The organism is Micromonospora sp. WMMD736 (assembly GCF_049179015.1).
Taxonomy (GTDB): Bacteria; Actinomycetota; Actinomycetes; order Mycobacteriales; family Micromonosporaceae; genus Micromonospora.
On the sequence record NZ_JBMHMI010000001.1, the window covers coordinates 2,847,755 to 2,868,589 of the forward strand.

Sequence of the window (20,835 nt, forward strand, 5' to 3'; positions counted from 1 at the left end):
CAGCCTCCGATGATCGTTCCGCGATGTCAAGACCCACACCACCGCGCCCGCCCCGGCGGATGATCATGAAGTTATTGCTCCGCACCTCGGCGTGTCGGGGCAATAACTTCATGGTCAACAAGGGTTGGGGGCGGGCGGCGGGGACGCTTTGTGAGGAGCGCGGCCAGGAGGAGCAGCGCTGCCAGGGTGGCCAGGAGCACCGCTGGGCCGGCCTGGTCCACGGTGTCGGCCAGGGCTCGCTGGATCTGGGCGGCCACCTGGATGACCGGGTCGTGCAGAGCATCTCGGCGGCCGGCGGCGAGCCGTAGCTCGTACCAGCCGTACCAGGCGACGTAAGCACCCGCCAGCAGCAGCACCAGACCGCTGAGCCGGGGCACCAGCGCGCCGGCGATGCGCAGCCGCGCCACCAGCGAATCGCGCAGCAGCGCCACACCGACCGCGGCGACCGCGACCACCAGGCCCATCCCGAGGGCGTACGCGCCGTACAGCGCCAACCCGCGGCCGGTCGAGCCGGCCTGGAGGCTGGTCACCACGATGGCCAGGAAGGGCGCGATGGCACAGCCGAGCGAGGCCAGCGCGTACGCCGCCCCGAACAGCGCCATCGACGGCCAGGACCTCCTCAGCCGGGGCGCCCGGGCGGTCCAACCCGGCGCGGGCAGACGCCGACCGGCGAGCAGCCAGCAACCGGCCCCCACGAGCAGCAGCCCGAGCACCACCGTCAGCCACGGCAACCGGGGCCGCAGCCAGCCGGCCAGCGGCGCGAGCGCCAAGCCGAAGGCGCCGAAGACCACCACGTACCCGAGGGTGAGCCCGGCCGCCGCGGTGAGCGCGCGGCCGACCGCGCCGCGGGCGTCCGACGCTCCGGCGACCAGCAGTGAGAGGTACGCGGGCAGCAACGCGAAACCGCACGGGTTGACCGCGCCGAGCATGCCGGCGGTCAGCGCGAGCAGCAGCGGACCGGTCACGCCCCGGCCAGCGCGGCGACGCGGGCGGTGAGCGACTCACCGTCCAGGAAGCCCTGGTGGACGACCTTGCCGTCCCGGTCGACGATCACGAAGATGCTCTGTTCGGTGACCTTGAACCGCTTCCAGAGCACGCCCTTGCGGTCGTCGATCTGGGGCATGTCGCCGAGGTCGAACTCGGTGACGAAGTTCTTCATGTCGCGCTGCTCGCCCAGTCCGGCGACGCCGACGATCGGCACGGTGTCCCGGTACTTCGGGGCGATCTCGGCCACCGTCCAGGCCTGGCTGGCGCAGGTGGCGCACCACGGCGCCCAGAACCAGAGCACCACCGGCCGACCGGCCAGTCGGGTCGCGTCGAAGGCGCTGCCGGCAAGGGTCGTGCCGGTGAAGCGCAGGGTGTCCGGAACCGGGGCCGCCGGGGCCGACGACGCGCCGGCCGAGGGGGTAGCCGAGGGGGTCGGGGAGCCGGTCGCGGCCGGCGGGGTCCCGGCGGCGGCAGCGTCGGGCGGCACCGTGCCGGTGCAGGCCGCCGTGGCGAGCAGGGCGGCGACGAGCGCCCCCACGATGGCGACCCGGGGCGGGTACGCCGCCGCTGTCCGCCCGTTCCGCTTGCGCATCCGCAGCTCCGTTCGACGGGTGTGGTGGTCAGTGCCTTTCCCTACTCGGCCTTGGCGAGGCGCAGGGCGAGTTCCGGGCAGACCTTGACGGCCTTGAGGGCGCCCTCGCGCAGCCAGGTCGGCACGGGCGTGGTGGGGAAGGCGGGGTAACCGTTGGCGTCGAGCCGGATGAAGTCCGGCACCACGTGCGCGCAGAGGCCGTGCCCGTCACAGCGGGACCAGTCCAGGGTGAGCTTCTGCGGGTTCGGATCGGGTGCGCCGGGCAGCCCCATGACACCCTTGACCCGCCGACCGCAGCCGTCGCCGGTGCTGTGCAGCCGCAGGTCTTCGGCGAAGACCTCGATCGCCGAGAGCGCGAAGCGGGCCGTACCGTCGGGGTGGCTGCACGCGCCCCGGCCCTTGACCTCGCCCGCGGCGGCGCGGACGACGTCGGCCGGTTGGCTGCCGGCCACGGCCAGGTCGACGGCGCGGGCCAGGTCCGGCAGACCCATCTTGCACGGGCCGCACTGGCCGGCGGACTCGCCGGCCAGGTAGCGCACCACCTGCGCCGCCTCACCGAGCGGGCAGGTGTCCACCCCGATCGGGATGATGATGCCCGCGCCCAGGGTGCCGCCGACCGCGGCGAGGCCCCTGCGGGAGACCTCGGCCTTCTCCGCCGCCTCGGCGGTGATCCACTTGCCGTGGTAGCCGCCCATCAGGATGCCCTGCACGTCCGGGACCTCGCACAGGTCGAGGACGTCGCGCAGCGGCATGCCGGCGGTGCACTCCACCACGGCCGGCCGGGCCGCCGCGCCGGTCACCGTGAGCAGCACGGTGCCCGGCTCGTCGTCGGTGCCGAGCGCCGCGTACTCGTACGGGCCGAGTCGCGCGCCGACCGCGAGCTGGGCGAACGTCTCGGCGTTGGACAACAGGGTGGGCAGGCCACTGACCCCGGAGTCGCTGGAGCGCTTCTTGGTGCCGGGCGGGATGTGCGGCAGCCCGTTGATCCCGTTGACCAGCGCGCCACCCTCGCCGGAGATGAACCGGTGCGGCACGGTGACGATGGTGGTCGGCACCGGCATCCGCCGCTCGTCGAGGGCCTCCATCAGCGAGTCCCGGCCGACCCCGTCGTCCGCCACACCGATCACGATCTCGTCGGCGTCCAGCGCGTACGCGGCCAACGCCGCGCCGTCGAGGATCAGGTGCGGGGCGCGGGTGAGCAGCACCTTGTCCTTCCAGCTCGCCGGCTCCCCCTCGGTGGCGTTGACCACCACCACCGCGGCGAGGTCCTGGCGCTCGCAGGACTCCAGCACGGCGCGCAGCTTGCGGGCGAACGGGAAGCCCGCGCCGCCCTTGCCCTTGAGCTGCATGCCCTCGGCGAGTCGCAGCAGCTGCGCCGGCTCCATCGGGCCGATCGGTCCGTGCACCTCCTCGTGCGCGGCCAGGTCGAGGCGTCCGAACTCGGCGAAGCCGGCGGTCAGCCGAGGCTCACCGACGCAGGCCACCGGAGGGACGGTCGTCCGCATCACTTCGCCTCACCCCGCAGTCCGGCCCAGTACGCCCCGTCCACCGCGTCCGCGCTGGCCTTGCGGCGCTTGGCGGAGCGTCCCTCGGCCCGCCGCGCGCGACGAGATGCCAGGTCGACCAGGGTGGGGGTGTCGTCGACGGGCGGCGGGACCTCGTCGGGGACGTACCGGGCCGGCGGGCGCCAGTAGTCCGGCTCCTCCGGGAGGTCGTCCTCGGCGCTGTGCCGGCCGCTGCCGCTGCGCGGTGCCGCCGAGATGGGACCGGCCGAGATCGGGCTGCTGGAGATCGGACCCGCCGAGATCGGCTCGACCGAGACCGGACCGGCCGAGATCGGCTCGGCGGCCTGCCAGCGGCGCGGGCTGTCCCACGGCTCCTCCGGCTCGTCGGCGGCCCGCCGGGGCGGGGCCGAGTACCGGGTGCCCTCGTCCTCGGTGCGGGACCGGCGACTGCTCCGCTCGACCACCGGCTCCTCGGCACGCCGCCGCCCGGTCTGGGTGGTCTCCTCGTCCCGGTCGCGGCTGCGCGAGGCGCGCCGCCGGGTCACCGGCGCCGTCTCCTCCTCGGCGCTGCGGCGCGCGGCGCGGCGGGTGGCCGTCGTCTCCAGCTCTTCGCGGCGGTCCTGTCGGGCGGCGGGTTCCTCGTCCCGGCGACGCCGGCTGGGTCGGGTCGGCTCGACCAGCGAGCCGGGCTCGGGCACCACCGGAACGGTGAACCGTTCGGGGTCCCGCCGCCGCGGGCCGGTCGGCGCGGTCCAGGTGGCGGTGGTGGCCTCCGCCCAGGCCGGACGCTTGTCCTCGCTGGTCTCGCGGCGGCGGCCCAGGCCGGCCAGCAGCGAGCGTCCACGGCCCTCGTCGGTGCCCCGCCCGGCCAGCGCCGCGTTGCGCACGGCGGCCTGGTGTTGCTCGCGGCTGCGCCGGCCGATGGTGACCGAGAGCCGGACCAGCAGCGCCAGCACGACGAACAGGACGCACGCGGCGTAGCTGAGGACCACCCAGGACGCCGCCGCCCGCCCGGCGTTGAGACCGTGGAAGATCGCGAAAGGCCAGGCGAGGTACGCGGCGGAGTGCAGCGTACGCCACAGCCACTTCGGACCGACGCCGGCGAAGCGGGCCCGGATGATGCCGGTCCAGATCACGCTGACCATGAGCAGGGCGGCCACCGTGCCCAGGCCGACGTAGAGCCCTCGGCCACCGACGAACGGCACGAGTGAGTCGGTCGGCGCGGCCCGACCGGTGGCGATCTTGGTAAGCACGTGGAAGACCAGTCCGGCCGTGCCCAGGACGCCGGTGGCGCGGTGCGCGGACTGCATCAGTACGCGGTGCGAGATGTTCAGCACCAGCCGGTCGGTGGCGAGCAGTCCCAGCATCACGGTGAGACTCAGCGACACCAGGGCGATCACGCCGGCGAAGAACTCGGTGAAGAAGAAGCCGTACGCGTACGCCATCTGACCCGCGCCGGTCAGCATGGTCGCCGCCCAGAACGCGGCGAGCATCGAGGCGATCAGCATCATCGTCGCCGAGCGGGACCGCGTCCGCACCCCTCGACTGCTGGTGCTGGTCCGGACCTCGGTGGCCTTCTGGTTCTGCTTTGCCCGGGCCATCTGCTCCTCGATCGTCTCGCGGCGGCGTACCACCGGCCGACCCCTGCTCCCCCATCCAGTACGGACCGGCGGCGCGCGCGGATCACCCGGGAGGAAAAAATTCTGGGCCGCGATCGAACCGAGTGGGGTCGCGGTGCGTTGTGCACGCCCCCGCGCAGACAAGAGGCAGTGACACAGGTCCATGCATTGACAGTCCTTGCAACACGCTTGTAACCTTTCCGCAAATTTTCAGCACGAACTGCAAGATCCGAGCAGTTCTGCGCTCCCCCGCACCACCTCCCCCACCCCCGCTCCCCTCAGGAGTTCCGATGCGCCACCGTCGACGCGGCTCGGCGATCCTCGCCCTCGGCCTGGTCGCCAGCCTGTTGGTTCCCCTCACCGCGACACCGCCCCCGGCCGCCGCCAGCCCGGCCAACGCGAAGAAGGTCATCGTCCAGCTCTTCGAGTGGAACTGGCCGTCGGTCGCCAGCGAGTGCCAGAGCACTCTCGGCCCCAAGGGCTACGGCTACGTGCAGGTCTCGCCCCCGCAGGAGCACGTGCGGGGCAACCAGTGGTACATGGCGTACCAGCCGGTCAGCTACCGGATCGAGTCCCGCAAGGGCACCCGGGCCCAGTTCCAGTCGATGGTGAACACCTGCCACGCGGCCGGCGTGAAGGTGATCGTCGACGCCGTCGTCAACCACATGTCCGGCCAGGACAGCGGCGGCACCGGCTGGGCCGGCTCGTCGTACGCGCACTACGACTACCCGGGCATCTACCAGACCCAGGACTTCCACCACTGCGGGCGCAACGGCGGCGACGACATCGCCAACTACAACGACCGGTACGAGGTGCAGAACTGCGAGCTGGTCAACCTGTCCGACCTGAAGACCGAGTCCGACTACGTCCGTACGAAGATCGCGTCCTACCTCAACGACCTGCTGTCCCTCGGTGTGGACGGTTTCCGGATGGACGCCAGCAAGCACATGCCGGCCGCCGACATCGCCGCCATCAAGGGCAAGCTCTCCCGCTCGGCGTACATCGTGCAGGAGGTCATCTACGGCGCCGGCGAGCCGGTCCAGCCGACCGAGTACACCGGCAACGGCGACGTGCACGAGTTCCGCTACGGCAAGGACCTGGCCCGGGTGTTCCGCTCCGAGCGGCTCGCCTACCTGAAGAACTTCGGCGAGGGCTGGGGGCACCTGCCCTCCGGCTCTGCCTCCGTGTTCGTGGACAACCACGACACCCAGCGCGACAGCGGCGGCGTGCTGACCTACCGCGACCGGGGCATCTACGCCCTCGCCAACGCCTTCATGCTGGCCTGGCCGTACGGGTCGCCGACCGTCATGTCCAGCTACACCTTCAGCGACCGGGACGCCGGCCCGCCCTCGGACGGCAGCAACAAGACCCTCGACACCACCTGTTACTCCGGCTGGGAATGCGAGCACCGCTGGCCGGTGATCGCCAACATGGTCGGCTTCCGCAACGCCACCGAGGGCGCCGGGGTGGCCAACTGGTACGACAACGGCAACAACCACATCGCGTTCAGCCGCAGCGGCAAGGGCTACCTCACGGTCAACGACGAGGACGCCGCGGTGAACGGACGCTCGTACTACACCGGTTTGCCCGCCGGCCGGTACTGCGACGTCATCCACGGCACGTACGCCAACGGATCGTGCAGCGGCCCGGTGATCACCGTGGACGGTAACGGCTGGTTCGCCACGAACGTGCCGGCGCACGACGCGGTGGCCATCCACATCGGCGCGCGGCTCTGACCGACCCTGGGGCCTCCAGACGGCGGGTATCGCCGAACCGGGGGCCCCGGACCGGCCACCGCCATAGAGTGGTTTGGTGCCGTTTGACCGAATGTCCCCGTACCGTCGTCGCGCCGGCTGGATCGTCGGTGCGGTAGCCGTACCCGTGCTGCTGGTCGCCGCGCTGCTGGTCGGCCAGGCTCTCACCCCACGCTCGGCGGCCCGCGACGAGCAGAACGTGGTGGTCGCCGACCCGACGCCGAACAGCGTCGAGCAGAGCCCGGACGAGTCGGTCCCGCCGGCCGCACCCGCCCCGGCCGGCCTACCGGTGCTCGACTACGACCCCGCTCCCCGGGGCTTCCCCGCCGACCCGGCCACGATGGACACCACCCCACTGACCGAGGGCGTGCACCCGACCCGACGGATCGCCGCGTACGACGCGCCTGGTGGCCGGCCGCTGGCCTTCGTCGAGCCGACGCTCGCGGGCGTCGAGCTGACCGTGCCGATCGCCCAGCGGCGGGCCGGCTGGACGGCCGTGCTGCTGCCGTCGGCGAACCGGCAACTCGCCTGGCTGGCGCCGGGCGGGTTCGACACCGTGGCGCTGCGCGACCAGCTCGTGGTGGAGCGCAAGGCGCACCGGCTGACCTGGTACCGGGCTGGCAAGGCGGTGCGCTCCTGGGAGACGAGCCTCGGCCAGTCAGGACAGGAGACGCCGCTCGGGCGCACCTTCATCCTGGGCCGCACCCCGCCACCCGAGGAGGTCTACGGCGGCGTGGACATCTACGCCCTCGGCTCGGTGCCGGACGACCCGGAGGCGGTGCCGACCGGGCTCAAGGGGGCGCACATCGGCCTGCACACCTGGCAGAACGACGACGAACTGGGCGAGAACACGACCAACGGCTGCATCCGGGTGACCCGCAGCGGTCAGCGGGAACTGCTCGCCGAGGTCCGGCCCGGCAGCAGCCTGGTGGTCGTCGACCAGCTCCCCACCCCACCGCCGACCGCCTGAGCGGGCCGCTCAGTCACCGAGCAGCCAACCGTTCTGCTCGGCGATGCGTACGGCCGCGGCCCGGTTCCGCGCGCCGGTCTTGCCGATCGCCGCCGACAGATGGTTACGTACCGTCCCCTCGGACAGGTGCAGCGCCCTCGCCAACTCGGCGACCGCGCCGCCGCCCCGCGCCGCCCGCAGCACCTCGGTCTCCCGCTCGGTCAACGGGCTCGCCCCGGTGGCCAGCGTCTCCGCGGCCAGGGTCGGGTCCACCACCCGCAGGCCGGCGTGCACCCGTCGGACGGCGTCGGCGAGCTGCCGGGCCGGGGTGTCCTTGACCACGAACCCGTTCGCGCCGGCCTCCATGGCGCGACGCAGGTAGCCGGGCCGACCGAACGTGGTCACCACCAGCACCCGGCAGGTCGGCAGCGCGGCCCGCACCGCGGCGGTGGCGGCGATGCCGTCCAGGCCGGGCATCTCGACGTCCAGCAGGGCCACGTCGGGCGTGTGCCGGAGGGCCTCGGACACCACCTCGTCGCCCCGGCCGACCTCGGCCACGACGGTCAGGTCCGGCTCCAGCGACAGCAGCGCGGCCAACGCGCCCCGCACGAGCGCCTGGTCGTCGGCGAGCAACAGCCGGATCGGCGTCGAGGAGCCGCTCACCGGGCCTCCCCCGGAGCGTGCACCCGCAGCAGGAAACCGGTGCCGTCGCCACGCCGACCCACGGTGACCACGGCATCCAGCCGGCGGGCCCGCTCCCGTAGGCCGACCAGGCCGTACCCGGCGGCGTCGGGTGTGGACGGGCCCCGCCCGTCGTCACCGATCTCGACCCGATCCGGGTGCACCCGGATCACGCAGCACCGCGCCCCACTGTGCCGGACCACGTTCGTCACCCCTTCGCGCACCGCCCACCCGAACAACCGGTCCCACTCGCGCGGCAACTCCGGCGTCTCGGCCGGCACCTCGGCCGCGATGCCCGCGGCGGCGAGCGCGGACCGCGCGCCGGCCAGCTCACCGGCGAGGGTGACCTCCCGGTACGCCCCGACGGTCTGCCGGACGTCGGCCAACGCCGACCGCGCCAGCCGCTCCACCTCGGCGATCTCGGCGGCGGCCCGGACGGTGTCCACCTCGATCAGTCGGCCGGCCAGCTCGGCCTTGATCGCCACCACGGTCAGCGAGTGCCCGAGGATGTCGTGCAGGTCGCGGGCGGCGCGGGCCCGCTCCTCGGCGACCGCGAGCCGGCCGATCTCCTGCTGGGCGGCCTGCAACTCGCTGTTGCGCTGAGCCAGTCGCGACACGCCGAACATGGCGAACGACGCGAGCAGCACCGCGAAGACGATGCCGTTCTCCGCCTCCCACCCGCTCACCAGCCAGGACGTCAGCGCCGGGGTCACCGCGCAGAGCGCCACGGTGGCCGCCGCCTCCCACGCCGGCAGCAGGAACACACCGGCCGCAGCCACGTAGACCAGCGTCGCCAGCCAGTCTCCGCCGGTGCCCGGGATGCTGGCCAGCCCCACCGCGAGCAGCAACAGCAGGCCCACCCGCGCCCGCCCGGCCGGGATCGGCAGCAGCGACTGGCGCAGTCGACGGGCCCACTGGAACAGCAGCACGTAGCCCAGGCCGAAGAGCACCAGGGCGGCCACTCCGACGACCCGCCGCCAGGGCTGCGGCTGGTGCAGCGCCGTGGTGAGCGGCACGTTGAGGAAGAACAGCCACACGGCGGCCAGCAGCCAGCCGATGTACCGCCAGTGGCGGGTCATCGGCCGGGGCTGCCCTGCCGGAAGGTCCATCGGGTCCACGCTAGCGGTCGCGGCGGTCAGACCCGAGCGGTGTCCCGGCGGAACAGCCGGGCCGCGCCGACACCGAAGACCAGGGTCCAGATGACGATGTTGGCCACTGCCGCCATGCTCACACCGTCGCCGGTGAGCGGCGAGCGGGCCAGCTCACCCATGCCGTACACCGGGGTGAACTTCGCGACCTGTTGGAGCACGTGCGGCAGCACCTCGACCGGCACGAACAGCCCGCCGAACATGGCCAGCACCGCCAGGATCGGCCCGATGAACTGCATGACGTTCTCGGCCGGCGCCAGATAGCCGACGAACAGGCCGAACGCGGCGAACACCAGCGAGCCGATCCACGCGGCCAGCCCGGACAGCACCCAGACGTACGCCGGGACGCGGACACCTGCCATGGCGCCCACCAGGAACTCGATGACGACCGCGAGCAGGCCGAGGGTCATCGCGGTGGCGAGCTTCATCGCCACGTACGCGCTCGGGCGCAGCGGGGTGAGCCGTAGCTGCCGGCTCCACCCCAACGCCCGCTCGGTGGCGACCGCGCCACCCGCGCTGGTCGTCGCCACCATCGCCGCGTACACGGCGAGGCTGATCATGATGTACGCCGTGACGGGTCGGCCGTTGTCGAGCGTCTGCCCCCGCTGCGGCAGACCGAAGATGAGGAAGAAGGCGGCCGGCATGATCAGCGTGAAGGCGAGGGTACGGCGGTTGCGCAGCACCCGGCGCAGCTCGATGCCGAGAACGGCCGGGGCGATGGGGGTGGACATTCGTCAGGCTCCGATTCGCTCGGTGGTCAGGGCGAGGAAGGCGTCCTCGAGGTTGCGGGAGGTGATCTCCACGTCCCGGGCGGCGGTCCGGGTGAGCAGGTGCCGGGCGATCGCATCCGAGTCGCCGGTACGCACCAGCACGGTGTCGCCGCGTACCTCCACGGCGTCGACGCCGGGCAACGCGGCGAGCGCGGCCTGGTCCGCGCCGGGCAGGGTGGCCCGCACCGTACGACCGGCGGCCAGGTTCTTGATCTCTGCGGTGGTGCCGTCGGCGACGACGCGGCCCTGGCGGACCAGCACGATCCGGTCGGCGTACGCGTCCGCCTCGTCGAGGTAGTGGGTGGCGAAGATGACGGTCCTGCCGTCGCGGGCATCGCGGCGCAGAGCCTGCCAGAAGTCCCGACGGCCCTCGACGTCCATGCCCGTGGTCGGCTCGTCGAGGACCATCAGGTCCGGGTCCGGCAGCAGCGCCAACGCGAAGCGCAGCCGCTGCTGCTGACCGCCCGAACACCGACCGACCATCCGGTCGGCGATCTCGGCGATACCGGCGCGCTCCAGCACCTCGGCCGCCGGGCGGGTGTGCCGGTAGAAGTGCGCGGTCATCCGTACCGTCTCGCCCACGGTCAGGTCCTTGAGCAGACCCCCGGTCTGGAGCACGGCGGCGATCCGACCCTGGGCCACCGCCTCGTCGGCGGTGCCGCCGAGTACGCGCACCGCGCCCGCGTCCGGACGGGCCAGGCCGAGCAGCATGTCGATCGTGGTGGTCTTGCCCGCCCCGTTGGGGCCGAGGAACGCCACCACCTCGCCGGGCTGCACCCGCAGGCTCAGTCCGTCGACCGCGGTGACCGTACCGAAGGTCTTGGTGAGGCCGTTCAGCTCGACGGCCGGCTGCGTACTTGTCATGAAATGAATGCTGGGGTGTCGCGGACCTCGACTCCTGAACCGGCCGTCACGTCCCGGCCGTGACATTTGTCAGGGCCCCGACGGCACGGCTCAGAGCTCGGCGGGCACGCAGCGTGACGGGCCGGCGGGCGAGGACCGCGACGAGCGTGATGCCACCGAGTCATCAAGATGCCCCTGAGTCATCACGCTCTCCGGCACATCCGCCCCGCCGCAGGCATTGCGGCGGCGGCAGCGGGTAAGCGCGCCGCCGGACGCCGCGACACCGGGAGGACGCGATGGGCGCCACACCGCAGGGCCAGGTCGACACGGTCGTGCTGATCCACGGACTCTGGATGACTCCGCGCAGCTGGGAGGGGTGGGCCCAGCGATTCACCGCGCGCGGCATGCACGTGATCGCCCCGGCCTGGCCCGGGATGGACCGGTCCGTGGAGCAGTTGCGCGACGATCCCAGCCCGATCGCCGAGCAGAGCATGGCCACGATCGTCGCCCACTACGACCGGATCATCCGGGCGCTCCCCCGGCCGCCGATCATCATGGGTCACTCGTTCGGCGGGCTGTTCGCCCAGGTCCTCGCCGACCGGGGCCTCGGCGCGGCGGTGGTGGGAGTGCACCCCGCGGCGATCAAGGGGGTGCTCAAGGTGCCGTTGAGCCAGTTGCGCTCCGGCTTCCCGATCCTGCGCAGCCCCGCCAACCGCGGCAAGGCCGTCCCGTTCACCCCGGACGACTTCGCCTACACCTTCGGCAACACCCTGAGCCGCGAGGAGTCCGACCGGGCCTGGCAGCGATACGCCGTCCCCGGAGCGGGCCGGGTGTTCTTCGAGGGCGCGTTCGCCAACGTCGACCCGCGCTCGCCCGCCCGTGTCGACACCGGACGCGTCGACCGGGCGCCGCTGCTGCTGATGGCCGGCGGGCAGGACCACGTGGTGCCGGCGTCGGTGGTCCGCGCCAACGCGGGGCTCTATCAGAAGTCCCGCGCCCTCACCGCGTACGAGGAGTTTCCCGACCGGTCACACTTCACCGTCGGGGCGCCCGGCTGGGAGGCGATCGCCGACTACGCGCTGGACTGGGCGATGCGGGCGGCGGCACTTCCCCGCGAGGCGACGATCGCCAGCGAGATGCCTCGCCGCTGACGGCCAGGGACTCGGCCTCGCCGTTCGCACCGCCTGCCGCATGGCTCGGCTGACCGTGGGTATGAGCCCAGGATGAGGGCGAGTTTCCGGATCGGTCGGATCGCGGGGGTGCCGGTCGGCGTCAACTGGAGCGTGCTGGTCATCTTCGCGCTGATCGCGTGGGGACTGGCCGCCAACCAGTTTCCCCGCTCGTACCCGGACCGCTCGCCCGTGGCGTACACCCTGGCCGGTCTGGCCGCGGCGGTGGTCTTCTTCGTCGGCCTGCTCGCCCACGAGGTGTCGCACGCCGTGGTGGCCAAGCGCAACGGGCTCACCGTCGACGGGATCACCCTGTGGTTGTTCGGCGGCGTGGCCGAGCTGAAGGGCGAGCCGCGCGACCCGGGCGCGGAGTTGCGCATCGCGGGTGTCGGCCCGCTGGTCAGTCTGCTGCTCGGGGCGTTCTTCGGTGTCATCGCGCTGCTGTTCGCGCTGGTTGGGCAGGGCGGGCTGCTCTTCGGGGCGATCGCCTGGCTGGCGGGCATCAACGTGCTGCTGGCGGTCTTCAACGTGCTGCCGGCCGCTCCGCTGGACGGCGGCCGGCTACTGCGCGCGGCGGTGTGGAAGGCCACCGGCGACCGGACCCGGGCGTCCGTGGTCGCCGCGCGGGCCGGCTGGGTGCTCGGCGTGCTGCTCATCGGCCTCGGGTTGTGGCAGTTCCTGTCCGGCATCGGCTTCGGCGGCCTCTGGTTGGCGCTGATCGGCTGGTTCCTGATCGGAGCCGCCGGGGTGGAGGAACGGCAGGCCCGCACCGGTACGGCACTGCGTGGAATCCGGGTCGCCGACGTGATGACTCCACAGCCGCAGACCGCGTCGGCGGAGATGACGGTCGCGGACTTCGTCGACCACTACCTCTTCGCGTACCGGCACTCGGCGCTGCCGCTGACCGACCAGGGGCGACCGACCGGCCTGGTCACCGTGGACCGGGTGCGGGGCGTACCGGCCGAGCGGCGCGCATCGACGACCCTCGCGGAGGTGGCCTGCCGGGCCGACGAGCTGGTGCTCGCCCAGCCGGGTGAACAGCTCAACGACCTGCTCCCCCGGCTCACCGAGTGCGCCGACGGCCGCGCCCTGGTGGTGACCGACGACGGCCACCTGACCGGCATCGTCTCCCCCAGCGACATCAGCCGCGCCGTCCAACGCGCCACCCTCCGCACCCCCACGGCTTCCCGCTCCTCCTCCCGCTCCTCCTCCCGGTCCTCCTCCCGCTGATCATGAAGTTATTGCGCCGACACGCCGAGCCGGAAGGCAATAACTTCATGATCACCGGGCGAATGGGTCCGGGCCGGTCAGCGGGGGAAGTGGTGGTTGAGCTGGGTGGTTTGGAACTTGGCGGCGGGGTCCAGGGTGGTCAGCAGCGCGGCGAAGTCGGCGTACCTCGGGTAGCGGGCCGACAGGTCCTCCGGGTCGGTGACGAAGACCTTGCCCCAGTGCGGGCGCGGGGCGAACGGGGCCAACCGCGCCTCCACCTCGGCCAGCACGGGTAGCACCGCGTCGGTGTCGTCGACCCAGGTGAAGTGGACGACGAAGCTGTCCCGCCGGTAGTTGGGGCTGAGCCACAGCTCGTCGGCGGCCACCGTCCGCAGCTCGCACACGTGCAGGACGGGGGCGATCAGGTGCGCCACGTCGGCCAGGGCGGCGAGCGCGTCGGCGACGGCGGCACGCGGCAGGTGGTACTCGGACTGCAACTCGTCACCGCTGCTCGGGGTGAAGCCGAGCTTGAAGTGCGGCAGGCGCTCGTGCCACGGGCCCGGCTCACCGAGCTGCGGGGTGCAGTTCTCCGGCGGCATGCCGAGCACCGGATGCCGGGGCTGCTCGGCGGCGGTGGTGCCGAGCCAGTCCACCGTCGGCGGCGGCTGGTCCGCGAGCTGCTTGCGCCACACCTCCCGCAGCCGCGGCGTACGCCAGTCGGTGAAGACACTCACGCTGTACGCCGAGTCGAGCGCCTCGTCCAGCGCGGCCGGGTCGAGGTCGAGCCGCACGTACTGGCGCAGCTCGAAGGCCGGTACCAGGTCCAGGGTGACCCGGGTGACCAGGCCGAGCGCGCCGAGCCCCACCACCATCCCGGCGAACGTGTCGTCGTCGCGGTCGATCCGCAGCAGGTCGCCGTCGGCGGTGACCAGTTCCAGGCCGGCGACGGCGCTGGCCAGGTTGCCGTGGGTGGGGCCGGAGCCGTGGGTGGCGGTGGCCACCGCGCCGGCGACCGAGATGTGCGGCAGCGACGCCATGTTGGCCAGCGCGTACCCCTGCGGGTGCAGCTGCCGGGCGAGGTCGCCGTAGCGCATCGCGCCGCTCACGGTGACCTGGCCGCGATCGCGGTCCACCTCGACACTCGGCGGCAGGCCGGCCAGGCTCACCAGGTCACCCTCGGTGTCGCCGAGGCGGTTGAAGGAGTGCCCGGTGCCGAGCGCGCGGACGCGCGGACTGCCGGCGACGAGGCGGCGCACCTCATCGAGGGAGGTCGGTCGGTGGAACGCCCGGGCCGCGTACCGGACGTTGCCGGCCCAGTTACGGCGCGGGATCTCGGGAGCTGCGGTCGACGTGGCGTTCGGTCCCGGGGTGGTCACGTGGCGGTCTCCCGATCGGTGGACTGCTGGTCGCTCAGAGCGGCGAGGAGGGCGTCTAGCACCGTATCCACCTGGACCGAGTTGTAACCACGTTGCGCGCGCGGCAGACCGGCCGCGGTGGCGCGTTCGATCTCACCACGTGCCGCCTGCCGGGCCGCCGCGTCACCGGACAGCAGGGCGTCCTGGCCACGCCGGAGCAACCGGTCGACCCGATCCATGGCGTAGCCGCGCAGGCCGACCGTGATGTCCGGAACGGCGAAGGCGGCGCGCCGCCGGGCGAGCAGGTCGACGAAGCGGTCTCCGGCGTGCCGGGTGAGGGCTTCGGACACCTGCTCGGGCTGCTCGCGGACCTGGTCGAGGACGAGCAGTTCGATGGCCGGTCGGCCGTCGAGCGGGTGGCGGGCGGTCACCAGCTCGCGCGGCATCGCCTGCACGGGCACCAGCAACAGCCTCGGCGGCGTCGGGTAGCCGTCCCGGCGGGGCGGCTCGTCCAGGATCACCGTGTCGACCTCGGCCCAGCGGAACTCCCGGCGCAGGCCGGGCCGCCGGATGCTCAGCCCGTCCGCGTGGATGCCGAACCGGAACGGGCGCAACGCGCTGACCAGTGCCACCGCGCCGAGCGCGATGGCACCCACCGCGATGATCGTCCGTAGCGGGGCGCGGTCGCTGGGATAGACCAGGAGGATCACCCCACCGAGTACGCAGGCCAGGGCGAGCGCGCGGGCCCCCCGATTCCGGCGCAATTCCACCCGTGGACCCCCGTTTCGTGACCGTGGCGTCGGTCCCGACATCTTCCGCCACACCGGGCACCGAGGACACCCGACGATCGGGCACGGTTGTTCTCGCTGTCGTCGGGGAACCCTACGCCCATGAGCAGTTACCGTGATCCGGCCCCGCGCGGCGACGTCTTCCCGTCCGAGGAGGAGTTGGACCCGACCGGCAGCGCGGTCGAGCCGGCCAGCGCGCCGCCGGACGTCCGGATGCCGAGCCACCCGGCGCCCACCCCCGGTCCCCGGCCGACGCCCGCACCCGCTCCCGCGCCGACGCCCGTACCGTCGCCGGGGCCGCCGCCCCGCGAGCCCGGCGGCGGGTCGCGGTCGATCGTGACGCGGCACCTGGACGGGTCGGTCGAGATCGTCACCGACCTCGACGGTGACGGCGTCGCCGACGTCGTCCAGATCGACGTGGACGGTGACGGCGTACCGGACATCACCTATGTGGACAGCGACCGTGACGGCCGGTTGGACACGGTGCTGCGCGAGCCGGGCCGGCACGCGCAGCACCGCGCATGACGAGTCACAGGTTCGCCAGCACCTCGCTCGCGACCAGGTCGAGGTGGTCGAGGTCGGCCAGGTCCAGCACCTGGAGGTAGATCCGCTGGCTGCCGATCTTGGCGTACCGGTCGATGGTGCTCAGGACCTCGTCCGGGGTGCCGGCGAGGCCGTTGGCCCGCAGCTCGTCCGGGTCACGGCCGATGGCGACGGCCCGGCGGGCCACCTCGGCGTCGTCGCGTCCGCAGCAGAGCACCAGGGCGTTGGACCAGACCAGCCCCGCCGGGTCGCGGCCGATCTCGGCGCACGCCGCGCGGACGCGGTCGAACTGCGCCGCCGAGTCCGCCGCCGACGCGAACGGCAGATTGAACTCGTCGGCGTAGCGGGCGGCGAGTCGGGGCGTCCGCTTCGGCCCCATTCCGCCGAGCAGGATCGGCGGGCGGGGCTGCTGCACCGGCTTGGGCAGGGCGGGCGAGTCGCTGACCGGGTAGTACGGGCCCGGGTGGTTGAACAGCTCCCCCGCCGGGGTGGACCAGAGGCCGGTGATGACCGCGAGCTGCTCCTCCAGCCGGTCGAACCGTTCGCCCAGGGCCGGGAACGGAATTCCGTACGCGGTGTGCTCATCGCCGTACCAGCCGGTGCCGATGCCGAGCTCCACCCGGCCGCCGCTCATCTGGTCGACCTGCGCCACGGTGATCGCCAGCGGGCCGGGCAGCCGGAACGTGGCGGCGGTCATCAGCGTGCCGAGCCGGATGCTGCTGGTGTCGCGGGCCAGACCGGCCAGCGTGGTCCACGCGTCGGTGGGGCCCGGGTCGCCGCTCACCGAGCCCATCTTGAGGTAGTGGTCGGAGCGGAAGAACGCGCCGAAGCCGGCGTCCTCGGCACGTCGGGCCACCGCGAGCAGTTGGTCGTACGTGGCACCCTGCTGGGGTTCGGTGAAGATCCGCAGTTCCATGCTCCGAGCATAGATAGCGGCCTTCGGTCCCGCTCCGGGACGGCTCTGACCGTCGTATGCCTTGACGGACATATGAACAGCAAGGCATATTAGGCGGGTGTCCAGCGACGCGTTCGCCGTGCTCGCCGAGCCCACCCGACGCCGGATCCTCGACGCGCTCCGCGCGAGCGACCACAGCGTGAACGAGCTGGTCGACGGGCTCGGCCTGAGTCAGCCGGCCATCTCCAAACACCTGCGGGTACTGCGCGAGGCCGGCTTCGTCTCCGTCCGGGTGGCCGCCCGGCAGCGGATCTACCGCCTCGACCCGGAGCCGCTGCGAGCGGTCGACGGGTGGCTCGACCCGTACCGCCGGCTGTGGAGCCGGCACCTGGACGCCCTGCAACGACACCTCGACAGTCAGGAGCAGTGACATGGACCGCGACGCCTTCCGCCCCAGCCCGCCCGGCGAGGCGTACACCGAGCACGCCGACGGCGGCGTGACGCTGGTGTTCGTCCGCGACCTGCGGCACCCACCCGGCGTGGTCTGGGCGGCGCTGACCGACCCGGCCCAGCTCGCGCAGTGGGCGCCGTTCCTCGCCGACCGTGACCTCGGCAGCCCCGGCGCCGCCGTGCTCACGCTGGTCGACGGCGAGACGACCGCCGAACAGACCGCGGTGGTACGCCGAGCCGAGCCACCCCAGCTGCTCGAATACACCTGGGGTGACGACCTGCTGCGCTGGGAGCTGACCCCCTCGGGTGACGGCACCCGGCTCACCCTGCGACACACCGTCGCGGACCGGGGCGTGCTGCCGATGGTCGCCGCCGGCTGGCACCTCTGCCTCGACGTGGCCGACCGGCTGCTCGACGGCGACCCGGTCGGCCCCATCCGCGGCGCGGAGGCCAAGGACTTCGGCTGGCCCGCGCTGCGCGATGCGTACGCCGAGCAGCTCGACGCCGAGTGACCGCCGCTCCTGCTCAGACGTACGGTCGGGTGGCGTACGCGGTCCGCAGCGCGGCCAACCCGGCCGCCTTGGGCGACAGCGTGCCCCACCCGGAGTTGAAGTAGTTGGTCCGCGCGATCAGGGGCCCACGCTCGGCGTTGAGCTGCGCGATCGCCGCCGGAACGGTGGCGATCCAGGCCGCCTGGTCGGGGATCTCGGCGGACCGCACCCCGTACTCCGCGATGATCACCGGTCGGGACAGCGCCACCGGGCCGAGGTCCGCCACCGCCCAGTCCTTGGTCCGGCGGAAGCGGGCCAGCGCGGTCTGGCCGGCGGCGGTCGCGTAGGCGTTCCACTGCAGGTAGTCCAGTCGGGACATCAGCGCCTCGGTGTGGGTGCGTTGGAAGCACGCCCGGTCGAAGCCGCCCACCCCCACCGAGAAGGTGGTGCCGGTGGGCAGCGTCCGGGCCTTGAACCAGGTGACGATGTAGTTCACGGCCTGCACCGCCCGCGCGTCGGACTCGGCCCAGGTGTACGCCTTGCCGGCCTCGGTCGTGCCGAACTCGTGGTCGGTGTCCAGTTCGGAGGCGAGTTGGATGTTCACTCCGAAGCCGAGCGAACGGTACTGGGACAGGGCACGCGCGAACAGCCCGTCGCACTGGCCGTTGAGCACCTGGGTGTACCCGTACGCCTTGGGCCACGGGGTGACCCCCGGACGCTGCTGGATCGTCATCGACGGCGCGGGCACCGTGTAGGTGACGCCGTCCACGGTGAAGGTCTGCGGCCCGGCGTCGCCGGCGCCGTAGTGCTTCAACTCCAGGACCATGTTCATCTGCACGCCGGCCTTGCCCAGGTTGACCAGCCAGGGCCGGTTGTAGCCGGGGAAGATGTACCCGTCGGCGAAGCTGCGGTACTGGGTCAACGAGCGGAAGTTGCCGCCGGCCATGTCGGCGGTGGGGTCGGCCCCGCCGGACAGGTAGTAGCCGCCGAGCACCGGTTGGCGCAGGGTGTAGTCGACCCCGGCCGTCGCCGTGTTGCCGGCCGCGTCGCGGACCTGGACGGTGACCCGGGGCATCACGCCACCGCCCGGTACACGGCCACGGAACCGTTGTCGGAGACCCGGGTCCAGGCACGCCCGGAGTTGTCGGAGACGGTCACGGTGAGCGGGTCGATGACCGCGGTCACCTTGACCGGCGCGCTGCTGTTGCCTTGCGCGTCGGTGACCACGATGGTGACGGTCAGCGGTTTGGTGTCGGCGTCGGAGTACGTGACGGTCAGCAGCATCTGGTCACCCGGCGCGAAGACGGATGCGTTCAGGGCTGCGGTCGCGGTGGGAGCCGCCATGGCAGGGCCTCTCTGGTTCGGTCGCCCGGTCGGGCGCGCGGGTGAGCGACGCCGAACCGGGCGGGATCCACGATGCGTGTGGTCGACAGGGCACGTAGGCGACGTGCCGGTGGGCGACGTCGCCGGCGGTGGACGGTGACACCGCTGCGGGCGCCTCCAGCGGTGTGGGACGGCCGAGCCGTACGCCTCGTCGGAGCCGGCGGCTGTGCCGGGCCCGCACCGGCGGAGCCGGGCCGGCGAGGGCGGCACCGGAGCGGACGGTGCTGTCCGTACCGGGCACGCGGGCGGGGCTGTGGCCCGACAGCCGCCGCCTTCTCACCTGCCCCAAGCGTCCCCTATCAGGGGCTTTACCGTCTTGTCCAGTTAGCGACATCTGTCCTTGACGAACAGGCCACTGACCTGCGCAAACGCCTCAGCGGACAGCGCGGCACACGGCGAGAGCGCTGCTGCCGGGTGTCAGAGGCTCTGGTCGAGGTGGTCGGCGGGGGCCGACTGGAGCAGCCACGCCAACGGCATCTTCGCGTGCTCCTCGTACGACCCGTCACCACCGAGCCGGTGCAGGGTGACCGTCTGCGCCCCGTCGCGGTCCACAATCTGCGGCCAGCTGACCCCGGGTCACCCTGAGGCAGAAGCCCGGACAGCGGTCCTGCGCCGCCCACGTCCACTGGCGCGCGTCCACGCCGTCATTGTGTCGATGGTGCGGTCAGGCACTGGCCGCGCGACGAGCGCGGCTACTGTCGGGCCATGTCGCTGCGTCCCGACGAGATCGAGGTGTTCGAGCGCTCCCGGCCGCGCCTGGAGGCGATCGCCTATCGACTGCTGGGCTCGGCAAGCGACGCCGAGGACGCGGTGCAGGACACGTTCCTGCGTTGGCAGGCCGCCGACCGGGAGCGGGTCGAGACGCCCGAGGCCTGGCTGACGAGGGTGCTCACCAACCTGTGCCTGAACCAGCTCACCTCGGCGCGCGCCCGGCGGGAGACCTACGTGGGCACCTGGCTACCCGAGCCCGTCCTCGCCGGGGATCGGATGCTCGGCCCGGTCGACACCGTCGAGCAGCGTGAATCGGTCTCGATGGCGGTGCTCACCCTCATGGAGCGGCTGTCGCCCAACGAACGCGCGGTGTACGTGCTGCGCGAGGCGTTCGGCTACCCGCACAGCGAGATCGCCGAGATCCTCGACCTCACCGAGTCGAACTGCCAGCAGATCTACCGGCGCGCCAAGCAGCACGTCTCCGCCGGCCGGGCGCGCGCTGCCGTGGACGACGCGGCCGCCCGGACGATCGTCACCGAGTTCCTCACGGCGGCCAACAGCGGCCAGATCCAGCGGCTGGTGGAGTTGTTGACCGGGGACGTGACGAGCATCGGTGACGGCGGCGGCAAGATCCCGGCCCGCACCACGCCGGTCGTCGGCGCGCTGGCGGTGGCGAAGTTCCTGCGCGGCCTCTTCCGGCCCAGCGACGTCAAACGGAACCTGGTGGGCGGCAGCAGTCCCGCCCTCTACGCCGAGGTCGTCAACGGCGGCCCCGCGGTCGTCGTCGTGACCGGCGAGCAGGTCGTCGGCGTCATGTCCCTGGAGGTCACGCCCGAGGGAGTCGCGGCGATCCGCGTGCAGGTCAACCCCGACAAGCTCGAACGCGTCACCCGCCAGTGGTCCGTCACCGCGCACGCGGAGCCGCTCCTGCACGTCTGGTGACCCAGGTCATAGCCGCCTGCTGTCAGCAACGGCGTCGCCGCCCGGTTCAGG

At 72.6% G+C, this 20,835-nt stretch carries 22 protein-coding genes; 8 read left to right on the forward strand and 14 right to left on the reverse strand.

What is annotated here, in order from left to right:
- Positions 1-71: 71 nt before the first annotated feature.
- Genes ACN269_RS12190 through ACN269_RS12205 form a run of 4 tightly spaced genes read right to left on the reverse strand, consistent with a single transcriptional unit; the run spans position 72 to position 4,718 of the window.
- On the reverse strand, positions 72-965 hold the full coding sequence (locus ACN269_RS12190) for a cytochrome c biogenesis CcdA family protein (RefSeq protein ID WP_421472550.1): 894 nt from the start codon (positions 963-965) through the stop codon (positions 72-74).
- The gene (locus ACN269_RS12195) at positions 962-1,579 is read right to left on the reverse strand and encodes a thioredoxin-like domain-containing protein (protein ID WP_421472551.1); all 618 of its coding nucleotides are present in this window, start codon (positions 1,577-1,579) and stop codon (positions 962-964) included. Before ACN269_RS12195 ends, ACN269_RS12190 begins: the two co-directional genes overlap by 4 nt.
- 41 nt (positions 1,580-1,620) lie before the next feature.
- Complete coding sequence (locus ACN269_RS12200) at positions 1,621-3,087, reverse strand: NADH-ubiquinone oxidoreductase-F iron-sulfur binding region domain-containing protein (RefSeq protein WP_421472552.1); 1,467 nt, start codon at positions 3,085-3,087, stop codon at positions 1,621-1,623.
- The gene (locus ACN269_RS12205) at positions 3,084-4,718 is read right to left on the reverse strand and encodes a hypothetical protein (RefSeq protein WP_421472553.1); all 1,635 of its coding nucleotides are present in this window, start codon (positions 4,716-4,718) and stop codon (positions 3,084-3,086) included. The genes ACN269_RS12200 and ACN269_RS12205 overlap by 4 nt, the downstream gene beginning before the upstream one ends.
- A gap of 275 nt (positions 4,719-4,993) precedes the next feature.
- Here ACN269_RS12205 and ACN269_RS12210 point away from each other — a divergent pair, with 275 nt between their 5' ends.
- Both ACN269_RS12210 and ACN269_RS12215 read left to right on the forward strand, forming a co-directional pair.
- Positions 4,994-6,439, forward strand: coding sequence for an alpha-amylase (locus ACN269_RS12210; RefSeq protein WP_421472554.1), 1,446 nt, complete (start codon positions 4,994-4,996; stop codon positions 6,437-6,439).
- A gap of 76 nt (positions 6,440-6,515) precedes the next feature.
- Complete coding sequence (locus tag ACN269_RS12215) at positions 6,516-7,427, forward strand: L,D-transpeptidase (RefSeq protein WP_421472555.1); 912 nt, start codon at positions 6,516-6,518, stop codon at positions 7,425-7,427.
- Positions 7,428-7,436: 9 nt separating this feature from the next.
- On the opposite strand, the gene ACN269_RS12220 is transcribed toward ACN269_RS12215, so the two are convergent.
- From ACN269_RS12220 to ACN269_RS12235, 4 genes are read right to left on the reverse strand one after another with little or no spacing between them, the layout of a single operon-like run.
- The gene (locus tag ACN269_RS12220; RefSeq protein ID WP_421472556.1) at positions 7,437-8,069 is read right to left on the reverse strand and encodes a response regulator; all 633 of its coding nucleotides are present in this window, start codon (positions 8,067-8,069) and stop codon (positions 7,437-7,439) included.
- Complete coding sequence (locus ACN269_RS12225; protein WP_421472557.1) at positions 8,066-9,196, reverse strand: sensor histidine kinase; 1,131 nt, start codon at positions 9,194-9,196, stop codon at positions 8,066-8,068. The genes ACN269_RS12220 and ACN269_RS12225 overlap by 4 nt, the downstream gene beginning before the upstream one ends.
- A gap of 26 nt (positions 9,197-9,222) precedes the next feature.
- Positions 9,223-9,966, reverse strand: coding sequence for an ABC transporter permease (locus ACN269_RS12230; protein WP_421472558.1), 744 nt, complete (start codon positions 9,964-9,966; stop codon positions 9,223-9,225).
- A gap of 3 nt (positions 9,967-9,969) precedes the next feature.
- Complete coding sequence (locus ACN269_RS12235) at positions 9,970-10,869, reverse strand: ABC transporter ATP-binding protein (RefSeq protein ID WP_421472559.1); 900 nt, start codon at positions 10,867-10,869, stop codon at positions 9,970-9,972.
- Positions 10,870-11,144: 275 nt separating this feature from the next.
- Between ACN269_RS12235 and ACN269_RS12240 the strand changes: the two genes are divergently transcribed.
- Both ACN269_RS12240 and ACN269_RS12245 read left to right on the forward strand, forming a co-directional pair.
- Positions 11,145-11,999 (forward strand): alpha/beta hydrolase, encoded by an 855-nt coding sequence (locus ACN269_RS12240; protein WP_421472560.1) that lies wholly within the window; start codon positions 11,145-11,147, stop codon positions 11,997-11,999.
- Positions 12,000-12,071: 72 nt separating this feature from the next.
- Positions 12,072-13,247, forward strand: a complete 1,176-nt coding sequence (locus ACN269_RS12245; RefSeq protein WP_421472561.1) for a site-2 protease family protein — start codon at positions 12,072-12,074, stop codon at positions 13,245-13,247.
- 77 nt (positions 13,248-13,324) lie between these two features.
- Here the strand turns inward: ACN269_RS12245 and ACN269_RS12250 are convergent, their stop codons facing one another.
- A complete protein-coding gene (locus tag ACN269_RS12250) occupies positions 13,325-14,557 on the reverse strand; it encodes an FAD-binding protein (RefSeq protein ID WP_421476303.1) in 1,233 nt (410 codons plus the stop codon).
- 41 nt (positions 14,558-14,598) lie between these two features.
- Positions 14,599-15,351 carry a hypothetical protein gene (locus ACN269_RS12255; RefSeq protein WP_421472562.1) on the reverse strand — a complete coding sequence of 251 codons (753 nt, stop codon included), beginning with the start codon at positions 15,349-15,351 and terminating at the stop codon, positions 14,599-14,601.
- Positions 15,352-15,471: 120 nt separating this feature from the next.
- On the opposite strand from ACN269_RS12255, the gene ACN269_RS12260 reads away from it, so the two are divergent.
- Positions 15,472-15,894 (forward strand): hypothetical protein, encoded by a 423-nt coding sequence (locus tag ACN269_RS12260; RefSeq protein WP_421472563.1) that lies wholly within the window; start codon positions 15,472-15,474, stop codon positions 15,892-15,894.
- A gap of 4 nt (positions 15,895-15,898) precedes the next feature.
- Here ACN269_RS12260 and ACN269_RS12265 read toward each other — a convergent pair whose 3' ends face one another.
- Complete coding sequence (locus tag ACN269_RS12265) at positions 15,899-16,828, reverse strand: LLM class F420-dependent oxidoreductase (protein ID WP_421472564.1); 930 nt, start codon at positions 16,826-16,828, stop codon at positions 15,899-15,901.
- Positions 16,829-16,925: 97 nt separating this feature from the next.
- Between ACN269_RS12265 and ACN269_RS12270 the strand changes: the two genes are divergently transcribed.
- Positions 16,926-17,237 (forward strand): ArsR/SmtB family transcription factor, encoded by a 312-nt coding sequence (locus ACN269_RS12270; RefSeq protein WP_421472565.1) that lies wholly within the window; start codon positions 16,926-16,928, stop codon positions 17,235-17,237.
- A gap of 1 nt (position 17,238) precedes the next feature.
- Positions 17,239-17,769: an SRPBCC family protein gene (locus tag ACN269_RS12275; RefSeq protein ID WP_421472567.1), complete on the forward strand. Its 531-nt coding sequence runs from the start codon at positions 17,239-17,241 to the stop codon at positions 17,767-17,769.
- Between the two features lie 13 nt (positions 17,770-17,782).
- Here ACN269_RS12275 and ACN269_RS12280 read toward each other — a convergent pair whose 3' ends face one another.
- The 3 genes from ACN269_RS12280 to ACN269_RS12290 form a co-directional block, all read right to left on the reverse strand.
- Complete coding sequence (locus tag ACN269_RS12280) at positions 17,783-18,823, reverse strand: hypothetical protein (RefSeq protein ID WP_421472568.1); 1,041 nt, start codon at positions 18,821-18,823, stop codon at positions 17,783-17,785.
- Positions 18,823-19,092 carry a hypothetical protein gene (locus ACN269_RS12285; protein ID WP_421472569.1) on the reverse strand — a complete coding sequence of 90 codons (270 nt, stop codon included), beginning with the start codon at positions 19,090-19,092 and terminating at the stop codon, positions 18,823-18,825. Before ACN269_RS12285 ends, ACN269_RS12280 begins: the two co-directional genes overlap by 1 nt.
- Positions 19,093-19,548: 456 nt before the next feature.
- A complete protein-coding gene (locus ACN269_RS12290; protein WP_421472570.1) occupies positions 19,549-19,683 on the reverse strand; it encodes a hypothetical protein in 135 nt (44 codons plus the stop codon).
- Between the two features lie 153 nt (positions 19,684-19,836).
- Between ACN269_RS12290 and ACN269_RS12295 the strand changes: the two genes are divergently transcribed.
- A complete protein-coding gene (locus ACN269_RS12295; RefSeq protein WP_421472571.1) occupies positions 19,837-20,784 on the forward strand; it encodes an RNA polymerase sigma-70 factor in 948 nt (315 codons plus the stop codon).
- Positions 20,785-20,835 lie beyond the last annotated feature (51 nt).